Genomic DNA, 12,459 nt, shown 5'->3' on the forward strand with positions numbered 1-12,459 from the left:
CCTTAACTAATCTTCTCAATTCAAACCAAATAAAAATGATTAATATTAAGATCAAGCGTGAAAAAATGAATGCTGTTTTTACAAAGCATCATCTCCGAGGTCTGCCATTTGATGCAGTCATTCACCATTTTAGTGAAAAGGATCAACATGAACACATCCATGATCATCCGTTTAGTTTTACCACACACATTCTAAAAGGAAGTTATATCGAAAGAATTTACGAGATTAATGAAGATGGATCTTACACCGCTACTGTACATCATAGAGAAGAAGGTACTACGCATTTAGTGTCAGCCCATACGATACACGAGATTATTGAACTGCCAGATGGAGAATGCTTTACATTGATCAGACCAAACGAAAAGGTGAAAGAACCTTCTTTCTATAGATTTGAGGATGGCAAAGTTTTTAAAAGACAATGGAATCAGCGTAAGTTCAGGGAATTATAAGCACTATAATACTTTCATATCTACTAACGAACTTCATCCTATATCTAACAACTGTAAAGCGAGATCTATTCCGGTCAAATGGTTAAGATCAAAATAAAAACTTCAATTCAGAAGTTTTAAGCTTAAACCTATTTAATATTTCTAAACTTTCCGCGTGTATTTCACGCTCCAAAGATTTGGAATCTGTGATGTCCCATAGTCCGCTGTGATGCCAAATGTCTGTAACATCCCAATCTGGCCTGTCGATAATCGGGTAGATGCAACACCCCAGCAATGGCAGTCCGCTTTGCAATATTGAAAAACATTCATTTTGAATCATGCTTAGCCATTTTGGGCGATCTCTTCCTGGATGACTTGTCTCTGAAATAACAATTGGTTTTTCATAACCCGTATAAACTTCTTCAATCAACGAGTGAAGGCTTTTCCAAGAGGGATGCGGTGGGGATTCATTCCATGGAATAAATTGATGCCCAGGGAATGTCCATTGGTTATTATAATAAAAATTAACACCGATAATATCTAAATATTCAGGCTTTCCTCTCAGTTCAGGACATAATCTTCCTGTAAGAATTTCCAGAACCTGAAACTGTTCGCGATGCTTACTGTTCGCTTCCAAAACTGAATCTGGATCAGATGTATCTTGCGGGATAATACTGACCAAAGGTTCCGTTGTCATTATTTTAATTGAAGGATCTACTTCCTTCATCATCTCAATTCCCTCGATGTATGCTCGCATCAGCATATATTTCACTTCCCAACCTTGGTTGACACAGTATGGGCTTGTGCCTTTTGCGTCGCCACCAAGCCAGGAAAGAAAACTGACTTCATTGATCGGCGTGATGATCAGCTCGCCCTCAGGCACAAGGCTTCGGTATTTTAAAACGAAAGCTTTGCAAAGGTGTGAAAATCTTCGGGCAAACATTGGATGCAAGGGAGAAAGATCATCCGGAAAACCAAAGTGACAAATATCCCAGATGATTTGTATGTTATGATTTGCGGCATTGATAATAATCTCCTCGACCTGTGTCCAATCGTAATTGTATGGTGATTTTTCCACAAAACTCCAGCGGATTCCTTCCCGTACGGTAGTGATTCCGATTGATTTTAATCTCTGATAATCTTCGTTAATAAAACGGTCGTGTCCTGTTAATTTTATCAGATCTACACGCTCGCCAAATGCGTTTTGCTGATCTGCACATTCAAAACCGGCCATCAGGAAAGATTTGAAAGGGTTTTTTAAATTTAGGTAATTATTGCTGTACTGCATTTTCCTCTTTGATAATCTTCCGGAAAAGTGCTAAAGACTGTGCCACAACCTGATCCATATTGTAATATTTATAAGTTCCCAATCGACCCGTGAAAAATACATTTGGCGTTTCATCAGCCAATTTTTTGTATTGATTGTAAACGTCTTGGTTTTCCTTTCTTGGAATAGGATAGTATGGATCTCCTTCCGCAGTAGGATACTCGTAAACAATCGCAGTCTTATGATGTTTTTGTCCTGTCAGATGTTTGAATTCTGTGATTCTTGTATAAAGGTTTGAAGTGGGATAATTGATGGTTCCGCATTCCTGATATTTATCTTGATCCAAAGTTTCAAATTTGAAGTCGATCGATCTGTAAGGCAATTTACCAAACTGATAATCAAAATAACCGTCAACCGGTCCTGTGTAAATCAGTTTTTTGTGCGGAATTATATCAACTATATCTTTGTAGTTTGTATTCAGCATTACATTAATATTCTTATGAGAAAGCATTTGCTGAAACATATCAGTGTAGCCATTTTTTGGCATGGCCTGCAAAGAATCAGTGAAATACCTGTCGTCGCTGTTAGTCCGTGTTGGGACTCTAGCGGTTACTGAAGCATCCAGTTCCGATGGATCCAGATCCCATTGCTTCTTGGTGTAACCACGGAAAAATTTTTCATAAAGCTCTTTTCCAACAACATTCAGAACGACATCTTCCGAGGTGAGAACAGGTTTTCTCAATTCGGCTTTGGAAGCAAGGAAGTCCACAACCTGATCAGAAGTTAAGTTTTTCCCATAAAGTTTATTGATGGTTGTGAGATTAATTGGAATAGGAACCAGTTGCCCATCTACGCTTCCAAGGACGCGGTGTTCATAAGGCCGCCACTCTGTAAATTGACTCAGGTAGTTGAACACATCTTCTGAATTGGTATGGAAAATATGCGGGCCGTACTTATGAATTAGTATGCCTTCTTTATTATAAAAATCATAGGCGTTTCCGGCGATGTGATTACGTTTGTCAACAATCAGGATCTTTTTTCCCTCATTAGCCAGTCTCTCTGCTAAAACCGATCCGGCAAACCCACAGCCGATAATTAAAAAATCATACATAGATTTTGCTGGTTTTATTAACTTCGTTGATTAGTAAATTCATCTTTTCAAAAGTGTTGTCCCACGATTCATTTGCTAAAAAGCGATCCACTTTTGCAAGCCATTCTTTTTTTGAATCTTTACTAAGCTCTTCCTCTGCATAGGAGATGAAGGTGTCCGCACTGTCTGCGATATACACCAGATTGTTTTCTCCGTAAGGCTTTATAACATCCTTGATCGGAGTAGAAATGACGGGAAGTCCCGCAGCAAGGTATTCAGGTGTCTTTGTGGGACTGATGAATTCTGTGGATTCGTTAAGTGCAAAAAGCACGAGTGAAATATCCCAGTGACTGATGTAATTAGGCAGTTCTGAATATTTTTTTGGCCCCAGATAATGAATGTTTTCTGCTCTTGGCAAGTCGTCTTCATCAATCTTTACGACAGGACCAATAATGACAAAATGCCAATCAGGTCTTCTTGACGAAACTTCTTTTAACAACTCAATGTCAAACCGTTCGTCGATTACACCAAAAAATCCGAACCTTGGATTTGGAATGTGTTTTTGATCTTCCGCATCAACTGTATTGTATCTTGCCGCTCTAAAATGGTATTTGTCGATACTGCTTGGGAACGGATGTATATTGTGATGTCTGTCTTTTTTTGCCTGGTAAAGCGTGTGGCCGCCTGTAAAAACGACATCTGCTTTTTTGAAAAGTTCTTCTTCCAGTACCAAAAGCTGTGGTGGCGCGAATCGGAAAGCAGAAAGCTCGTCCATTGAATCATAGATCGTGACGCCAGGTTCCAGATGTGAAGTATATTCCAAAGCCATAGGTGTATAATACCAGCATAGATAATTGGAAATATTTTGGTCTGCAATGACTTTGTTAACCAGCCTTTCTAATCTGGCCTTCCGGTCTTCATTTTGATCTCTAAGAAATATTTTAACTATAAAAACGCTGTCCTGTAAGTTCATTTCATAGAAATCGGATATCCCAATGCGGGGCTCTTCGAAATAATAAACATTATTATCTTTAGAAAATCTGGTTAATAAATGTTGTGGGCGCTGGTAAACGAAATCCCAATGTAAATGGCTGAAGCATAAAATATTTTGCATAAAAAAAGAAGTGTACAAATTGAAATGATAATAATATCCGATATTCTTTAAAAATCATCTATTGATTTAAAACTAAAAGAATTGCGTAAAGCTAGACGTAATATGTTACACCGATTATGATGCGAATCATAAAGATTGTCAGTAATTACGTTATTTTATAAGTGTTTATAAAATATTACTATCAAGCCATCATACTGAGTCAAGAATGCTAAAATAAATTATTATAAAAAAAACCTGACTTTAATGCTAAAACAATTCAATTTTCAGTTTTAGACTATGTAAGTTCTAAACCCACGTCAAATTGGGTTTTGAATTTTATGACATCGAATCAATATTACAATGACTGCATTGCAAGCAAATTGATTTGTGATCTCGCAAATTAAAAAATCTGCCAGTGTGATAATGTTAAATGGTCTGAAATTAGTGTTTTAGTAGAAGTTACTGTTTTTAGTAATTAAGTTTATTACTTTATTATTGAGAGTAGTTCAAATTACGATAAAATTACAGCAAAAATATTGGAAAGATGATTCAAGAGCTATTAAAAAAACAACTGGTTCGGAAACAATAAAATATTGCGCTGGTGATATCATTTTTTCTGTAGGGGACAAACCTTTATATTTTTTCTACATTTCTGACGGAAAAGCCAAGCTAATTAGTAAAGATGGTGATTCAAAAGATTTAATTCAGGAATTTAGTCAGGGAGAGACAGGACTTGCAGGATTTTCATTATTTATCACTGAACCCTATCCAGTAACTGCCATTGCTGTAACTGACTGTTTAATCATAAGAATTCCCGTTGTTGATTTTGCCGATTTGATTCAGAATAATGAAGAGTTAAAATTGTACCTGCTTAATAATATTTCCGATTCCCTTTACCAAAAATTTATTAGTGCTGATATTCAATTCAAACGGAGTGGCCCAGAGAAGATAGTTATGCTTTTAAATTTCCTCAAAAGAAAACATACCGATAAAACTCCGTTCTCATTTAAAGTCTTGCTCAGCCGAAAGGATATTGCGGATTTAACTGGACTGCGCGTTGAGACGGTTATAAGAAATGTTAAGAAGTTAGAGCAGCAAAAAATCCTGAAAATTATAAATCATAAGATATATTACTAAATTGGATCTTGCAGATACAACCATTAATCATAATTTTACTGTGATCTGTGTCAAAAAACATCAATAAATATGCTGACTAAAAATGGTTAGAAATGAATCTTACCATTGATGATTTTCAAAATACCTTCCTTTTCGAACTTTTTAATGTTTCTAATCACAGTTTCTGTCCGTAAGCCTGTCATCGCTGCAATTTGCTTACGTGTTAACGGTACAGCAAAAGAAAATGCACTTTGGTCTGGGCTGAAACTTTTGTGATAGTCTAATACACCTTTGATTCTTACATTCGCATATTTTGACGAATTGTTTTCCAGCATCACGTATTTTTGATACAGACGTTCTGCCATAAATTTGTTAATATCTTTCGAAATATCAGGATGATCATCAAGCATTTGGAGGAAATTAATTTTAGATAAGCGTAGCACGCTGACCTGATCAAATACAACTGCATTCACAGGATACTTTTGATCAATAAAAAGCAGCATTTCACAAACACTAATCCCCTCATCCAGTATCGCAAAAATTAGCTCATAGCCCTCTTCATTGTAATGGTTTAATTTAATATTTCCCTTAATAATCTGGTAATAATATTTTGGAGTATCGTTTTCACTGAAAATAACGTCGCCTTGTTTGTAGTGTTTTACTGTTGCGCCGTAACTTTTAAGGAGTTCTTCTGATATCAGCATATTTACTTAGTCATAGTTTAGTTCATTGTAGTCTTAATTCACAGTAGCGATGACTAAAGGTGATTTATTATTGATGTACTGCCACGTGTCGTTTTTATTCTTTGTACTAAAAAGTATTACTGAAAAAATACTAATATAATTACTTTGGCTACAGAGATTGACAACTTACAAATCTGTAATCTATATAATTACAAACTTCATAAATTTTGTTCAAACCGTATATGATTCAAATCATAGGACTTGTGGTCATCAACTTAGATTTGTGTTGATTTCAAATGAATTTATCTGTTAGTGACATTACTACAGAGGGATTTTAATCATATTATTCATCAAACGTAGTTATCTGTTTTTTACAGCTAAAGGTTGATGATAATATCTCAAGCATTATTCACTTTTGCCAAATTAAATAAGAATAGATCGCTTGCTTTCTTACTCTGTAAAACTAATTTCATTGATTCCTTTTCATTTTCTAAAAAAAATTGTTGAACAGCAGATTTTTAGAAATAGAGTCATTTTTTGGTGATGACTTAACATAATATTTTCATTGATTCTATTTGAATCAATGAAATTTTGTTTAAATATTCAATTTTAATGAATTGAAAATCAATTTAATGTATTCAATGTTAAGTTTTATTAATATTTATTTGTTCAATTAAAATAAAGAATGTACTATTGTAATGTTTCAATATGAAGCAATGGAATAAATTGCCGTTTCAAACAAATGTTGAAGGTTATATTCAATTAGACAACAATATTATTGGCGATAATTACAACAGGATTATCTGTATCAATAATCGAATATGATGATTGAATGGATATTAAAAGCTGAAGAAAATTAAAATATATATAACTGGAAATGAGAAAATCTTTAACTAAAATTTCAGCTCTCGGACTGATGCTTTCCTTCGCCACAGTTTTTGGACAGGAAAAGACTGACAGTCTTGCAGTGAAAAGCGCTATCAATGCTGCTGCAAAAAATGAAGAAGGCGTAAAAACTGTGACTGCGTCTTCCAAAGAAGACAACAACAGAAACGTAATGTTGAACGCAGCCAACAACACGAGTCCAAGAGACGTGAATATCGGTTTGCCATCAACAGTCGGTGGAATTACCATTCTTGAAAACGATTTGCCTGCCGTTTATTTCTTCTGGCCTGAACTTCCCAACAAAACCTGGAGACAGAGTGTAGGCTTGGAAAAAACCGGATTATTGAAAATGGACCAACTAGCAAACACAATGGGCGACCTTGGTTTTGCAGTAAACTCTTATTCTCAAACCGGAACTAAAGATTTTAAATTAAAAGGAAAGTTCACAACGAGTACTTTCGGTTGGCTACAGGGTGACGTGAATGTTTCCGGACCAATTTCTAAAAATGGCTGGACGTACACCATTGGCGCTTTTGCCAACTTCGACCCGAGCACTTATAAATTGGGTTTTACAAGAAATGTAGATGAAACAAAGATTTTCAGAGCAGGTGTTACCAAATATTTTAATGATGATAAAGGAAAAATCTCGATTCAATACAAATACGCAGATTCTTACAGCATTACCAATTACGCCGTTTTCCAATACGGACCGGAAGGTAAAGTAACCGAGCTCGACAATTTCAGAATTGGTAGAGATTCTTACGTGGTAAGAGACGGACAAATCAAAATGAAAGACATCTTTTCCGGACAAACCTATTGGGCCAATATGGACGGAAATGACAGCAGAAATACATCTCACAACATCGATATTTTCGGTAATTATTTGCTGAACAACGGCTGGAATTTCAAATTCTCAACGAGAGCACACTTTGCTACCGCGAAATCTTCCAACATCATTCCTTTAAGTATTTTCAATGCTGATGCGGCTTCGGGCTACACGATTGCTTCAACAGGTCAGGCTTACACCGGAGCAGTGGGAACGCAGCTGGCAATGCACACCCCTTCAACACCGATTACCAATATTGCAGGACGTTTTTCACTGAACAAACAAATAGGAAATCACAATGTGACGTTTGGCGTTTTAGAACAATATTATAACATTGATAAATTTACTTCGAACAGGTCGTTCTTCTTCCAAACTGTTGAACCGCAACCTCAAAGATTGATTGGTCCAACGACTGATGCGGATGGTTTCTACAATTATAATGCAGGTGGCGAATTCCACAGTGGGTCAGAAAACAAAGTTTCAGTTTATGGAACAGATGAGTGGAAAGTTTCTGATGATTTTAATTTAAGCTATGGTTTGCATTTGAAAAATCACAGTATTAATGGAGAATATTCTTTGACACCAAGAACTGTTGGTTTCAATTTCACAGACCCTTCACAATTCAACCAAATCAATCAAAGCTTTTTCCAGATTGGTGGTAGTTTGAATGCTACTTACAACATCAGCAAAAACTTTGGTGTTATCGCAAACGCTTTATATACCGAGGAAAACAGAAGACTGGAAAGTTATTCTCAGGCTTTTGAACCGAATACCAATAAAATAAAAAGTCCATTGGGAGCGTTGGGAATTTTCTGGAACACAGATTATATTCAGTTGATTTCTCAGGCGACTTATCTTAAAAAGAACAACAACCTGAACAGATATAACTTGGTCAATCCAGCGAATACGACTCAGGCTCAAAACGTTACGGTTTACTATGATATTCAGACCATTGGATGGACAACCGATTTTGTGGTAAAACCTTTCAAAGGATTTAATCTTCATTACCTATTGACTTTGCAGAATCCTGTTTACAAGAAATTCAATTTCAATGCTTTCGGAACAGCTTACGATTACAACGACAACAATGTTTTGGGAGTGGCTAAGGTATTAATGGAAATCGACCCAAGCTATACGATTGACAAATGGAGATTCTGGGCAAGTTTCAGATATTTCTCAAGACAATATGCGAATCTTACGAATGCACTTTACTTCGCTCCAAGATGGGAAACTTTCGGTGGGGTAAGTTATACGGTGAACAAAAACATCAACCTTGGCGCAACCGTTATCAACTTCCTAAACCAAAGAGGAGCAAGCGGAACCATCAACGGTGCCGAACTGATTACCGATGCCAATCCATACTATGGAAAACTGTTGACGGGAACTTACATTATGCCATTGACAGGTCAGTTTTCTGTAAGCTTTAATTTCTAAAATTTTAATAATGAAAAAAACAGTTTTAAATGTTGCCGCATTATTTTTAGGACTAACAGCGTTTGCACAAAACATTCAGACCGTGACCAATTCCAAAGGTCCGGTTTTGGGGTATTCTGCAGATTCTGGCGTTAAAATCCTGACAGTTGGCGGAAATAAATTCAAAGATTTAAACAAAAACGGAAAGCTTGACAAATATGAAGACTGGAGACTTCCGGTTGACGAAAGAGCCAAAGATTTAGCTTCAAAAATGTCGGTGGAACAGATTGCAGGATTGATGTTGTACAGCGGTCATCAATCGGTTCCGGCACCTGCAGAAGGTTTCAGAGCAGGAAAATATAACGGAATGTTCTACATAGAAAGTGGCGCCAAAGCTTTCGATTTAACAGACCAGCAGAAGAAATTTTTAAAGGACGATAATCTTCGTCACGTCTTGGTAACGACAGTAGAATCTCCGGAAATTGCAGCAAAATGGAGCAATAATATTCAGGCTTACATCGAAGGTTTAGGATTGGGAATTCCTGCCAACAACAGTACGGACCCGAGACATTCGGCAACGGTAACGGCAGAATTCAATGAAGGAGCTGGCGGACAAATCTCCCTTTGGCCTGACGGTTTGGCAATGGGCGCAACTTTCGACCCGGAATTGGTGAAGAAATTCGGAAACATCGCCGCGCAGGAATATAGAGCGTTAGGAATTTCAACGGCTTTATCGCCTCAAATCGATTTGGGAACAGAACCACGTTGGTACAGAATCGCTTATGTTTTTTCGGAAAGTCCTGAGTTGACCGCAGATTTGGGAAGAGGTTACATCGACGGATTTCAAACTACTATCGGAAGCAAAAACGGTTGGGGAAGCAAAAGTGTGAATGCAATGGTCAAACATTGGCCGGGCGGCGGACCTGAGGAAGGCGGTCGCGACGGTCACTGGGCGATGGGAAAGTACGCAGTTTATCCGGGAAATAATTTTCAGAACCACGTAAAACCTTTTACGGAAGGTGCTTTTAAACTTAACGGTGGAACAAAAGAAGCTTCTGCGGTAATGCCTTATTATACAATTAGTTTCAATCAGGATACGAAAAACGGCGAAAACGTTGGAAACGGTTACAGCAAATATCTAATCACCGATTTACTGCGTGGAAAATACAAATACGACGGCGTAGTTTGCACCGATTGGCTTATCACGGCAGACGAACCAAAATCTCCAGGAGGATTTGCCGGAAAACCTTGGGGCGCAGAGAAACTATCCATCGCAGAACGTCATTACAAAGTTTTGGAAGCTGGCGTTGACCAATTTGGAGGAAACAATGACAAAGCACCTGTTTTGGAAGCCTATCAAATGGGTGTAAAAGAACACGGCGAAAAGACATACCGTGCAAAATTTGAGCAGTCTGCGGTTCGTCTGTTGAGAAATTTCTTCAGAACCGGATTGTTCGAAAATCCTTATGTAAACACAGAAGAAACCAAAAAAATCGTTGGAAATCCTGAATTTATGAAAGCGGGTTACGAAGCTCAGGTAAAATCAATCGTGATGCTGAAAAACAAAGCCAATATTCTTCCCATCAAAGAAAGAAAAACGGCTTACATTCCGAAGCGATATTCTCCGGCAACGTTCAACTGGTGGGGAATTTACACCGGACCATCTTTGGAATATCCTGTGGATATTGAAAAATTGAAGCAGCATTTTAATGTGACCGATGACCCTGCGAAAGCTGATTTTGCATTGGTTTTTGTGAAAAGTCCGCACAGTGAAGAGGGTGGTTACAGCGATGTTGATGCCAAAGAGGGCGGAAACGGTTATGTCCCGATTTCTCTTCAATACCAAACGTACACGGCAACCGAAGCCCGTGAAAAAAGTATCGCAGCGGGAGACCCTGTTGTTGCACCCAATGTACACGACAGAACCTTCAAAAACAAAACGTCTACAGCGACCAATTTCACAGATTTGTTAGCGATAGAAAACGCTTACAAAGCAATGAACGGAAAACCTGTCATCGTTTCTATCACCGCTTCCAAGCCGATGATTTTTAATGAATTCGAAAAACACGCAGATGCAATTCTGATGAATTTCAACGTATCAAATCAGGCAGTTGTGGACATCGTGACCGGAAAATACGAACCTTCAGGATTGCTTCCGCTTCAGATGCCCGCAAATATGGCGACGGTTGAAAAGCAGAAAGAAGACGTTCCTTACGATATGGAAACGCACAAAGATTCCGAAGGTCACAACTACGATTTCGGGTACGGAATGAACTGGTCTGGCGTGATTAAAGATGCCAGAACTCAAAAATATCATAAGCAATAGTTCATCATAAATAGGTTAATTGATGTCTTGAGACCGGGCATTATGTTCGGTCTCATTTCTTTTTACTAGAATATTTTGGGCAGCTTTTCCGCCTTCCGTTCCCGCTTTTTTGTCATTGCGAAGAAACTGAGTCAACAAGTTGAACTTTTCAGCAATCGCAATAACAAAAAGAGCTCCACTCAAGTCGGGCTGCGTGAGATTCGCTGTTAAAATTATTGAGATAAGTCAACGGCATTTTTGTCATTCCGTAGGAATCTCAACAATGATATTTAAAATACTGAGCTTAGATTCCTACGGAATGACAAACTAACTGTTATCTAATTGTTTGTCTTAGATGAGTAGAACGCCTTTGCGAACTTAAAAACAGTTTAATAATCAAAAAAACCTTAGTCCCGAAACTTCGGGATTAAAAATTAAAATCAATCAAAATGAAAAAATTAATCATAGCAAGTTTATTTATTGCAGGTTTAACAACCATCAACGCTCAAAAATCAATTCCATTATACAAAGGAAAAGCGCCAGGAACAGAAAACTGGACGCAGAAAGAAGCACAGCAATTCAATGAATTGTTCAAAACCGAAGTCGTTTTCAATGTAGCGCAACCTTCAATGTTATTGTTCGAAGCCGATAAAACAAAAGCGAACGGAACGGTAATCGTTGTTGCTCCGGGTGGGGGTTTCCAAAGTTTATCCATCAACCGGGAAGGAATTGACGTCGCCAAAAAATTAGCAGAAAACGGAATCACGGCAGTCGTTTTAAAATACAGATTATTGGAAACAAAATCCAACGACCCGGCCAAAGAAATGATGGAAAACATCAAAGACCGAAAAGCATTTGATGCAAATACAGCTCCTATCAAAGTGATGGCAGGCGAGGACATCAAAACCGCAATTTCCTACATCAGAACCCACGCAAAAGAATTGAACATTAATCCTGAAAAATTAGGAGTTATTGGATTTTCTGCCGGGGCAAGTGTGATTTTGGAAAGCGTTCTTCACAGCAAAGATGCTTCAACCTTACCGAATTTCGCAGCTTCGATTTATGGCGGACCAAGTCAGGAGATTTTAGATACGGAAATTCCAAAAGCATCTCTTCCAATGTTTATTTGTGCAGCAAGTGATGACCAATTAAAACTCGCTCCGAAATCAGTTCTGTTGTACAATAAATGGCTTGAAGCAGGACAGCCCACCGAACTTCACATCTACGAAAAAGGCGGTCACGGCTTCGGAATGGGAAAACAGAATCTGCCTGTTGACAAATGGTCTGATGTGTATTTAGACTGGCTGAAATTCCACAAGTTTTTATAAAATATTTAAACTCAAAATATAAACC

General features: G+C 37.7%; 10 protein-coding genes. 5 read left to right on the top strand and 5 right to left on the bottom strand.

The features are described from left to right. Nucleotides 1-35: 35 nt before the first annotated feature. The gene (locus LUD75_RS18180) at nt 36-449 is read left to right on the top strand and encodes a hypothetical protein (RefSeq protein ID WP_232707225.1); all 414 of its coding nucleotides are present in this window, start codon (nt 36-38) and stop codon (nt 447-449) included. A gap of 88 nt (nt 450-537) precedes the next feature. Here the strand turns inward: LUD75_RS18180 and LUD75_RS18185 are convergent, their stop codons facing one another. The 3 genes from LUD75_RS18185 to LUD75_RS18195 are packed head-to-tail and all read right to left on the bottom strand — an operon-like array spanning nt 538 to nt 3,758. Next, the gene (locus LUD75_RS18185) at nt 538-1,716 is read right to left on the bottom strand and encodes a hypothetical protein (protein WP_232707226.1); all 1,179 of its coding nucleotides are present in this window, start codon (nt 1,714-1,716) and stop codon (nt 538-540) included. After that, nucleotides 1,700-2,806, bottom strand: a complete 1,107-nt coding sequence (gene glf, locus LUD75_RS18190; protein WP_232707227.1) for a UDP-galactopyranose mutase — start codon at nt 2,804-2,806, stop codon at nt 1,700-1,702. Before glf ends, LUD75_RS18185 begins: the two co-directional genes overlap by 17 nt. Next, nucleotides 2,799-3,758: a glycosyltransferase gene (locus LUD75_RS18195; RefSeq protein WP_232707228.1), complete on the bottom strand. Its 960-nt coding sequence runs from the start codon at nt 3,756-3,758 to the stop codon at nt 2,799-2,801. The genes glf and LUD75_RS18195 overlap by 8 nt, the downstream gene beginning before the upstream one ends. 615 nt (nt 3,759-4,373) lie before the next feature. On the opposite strand from LUD75_RS18195, the gene LUD75_RS18200 reads away from it, so the two are divergent. Further along, nucleotides 4,374-5,015 (top strand): Crp/Fnr family transcriptional regulator, encoded by a 642-nt coding sequence (locus LUD75_RS18200; RefSeq protein ID WP_232707229.1) that lies wholly within the window; start codon nt 4,374-4,376, stop codon nt 5,013-5,015. An 86-nt stretch (nt 5,016-5,101) separates the two neighbouring features. On the opposite strand, the gene LUD75_RS18205 is transcribed toward LUD75_RS18200, so the two are convergent. Then, nucleotides 5,102-5,698: a Crp/Fnr family transcriptional regulator gene (locus tag LUD75_RS18205; protein ID WP_232707230.1), complete on the bottom strand. Its 597-nt coding sequence runs from the start codon at nt 5,696-5,698 to the stop codon at nt 5,102-5,104. An 856-nt stretch (nt 5,699-6,554) separates the two neighbouring features. On the opposite strand from LUD75_RS18205, the gene LUD75_RS18210 reads away from it, so the two are divergent. After that, nucleotides 6,555-8,822: a TonB-dependent receptor gene (locus LUD75_RS18210; protein ID WP_232707231.1), complete on the top strand. Its 2,268-nt coding sequence runs from the start codon at nt 6,555-6,557 to the stop codon at nt 8,820-8,822. 10 nt (nt 8,823-8,832) lie between these two features. Further along, nucleotides 8,833-11,127 carry a glycoside hydrolase family 3 N-terminal domain-containing protein gene (locus tag LUD75_RS18215; RefSeq protein ID WP_232707232.1) on the top strand — a complete coding sequence of 765 codons (2,295 nt, stop codon included), beginning with the start codon at nt 8,833-8,835 and terminating at the stop codon, nt 11,125-11,127. A 15-nt stretch (nt 11,128-11,142) separates the two neighbouring features. Here LUD75_RS18215 and LUD75_RS18220 read toward each other — a convergent pair whose 3' ends face one another. Beyond that, nucleotides 11,143-11,310 (bottom strand): hypothetical protein, encoded by a 168-nt coding sequence (locus tag LUD75_RS18220; RefSeq protein WP_232707233.1) that lies wholly within the window; start codon nt 11,308-11,310, stop codon nt 11,143-11,145. Between the two features lie 245 nt (nt 11,311-11,555). Here LUD75_RS18220 and LUD75_RS18225 point away from each other — a divergent pair, with 245 nt between their 5' ends. Beyond that, nucleotides 11,556-12,434, top strand: coding sequence for an alpha/beta hydrolase (locus tag LUD75_RS18225; protein WP_232707234.1), 879 nt, complete (start codon nt 11,556-11,558; stop codon nt 12,432-12,434). The last annotated feature ends 25 nt before the right edge of the window (nt 12,435-12,459 follow it).

The organism is Epilithonimonas sp. JDS (genome assembly GCF_021261315.1).
Taxonomy (GTDB): domain Bacteria; phylum Bacteroidota; class Bacteroidia; order Flavobacteriales; family Weeksellaceae; genus Epilithonimonas.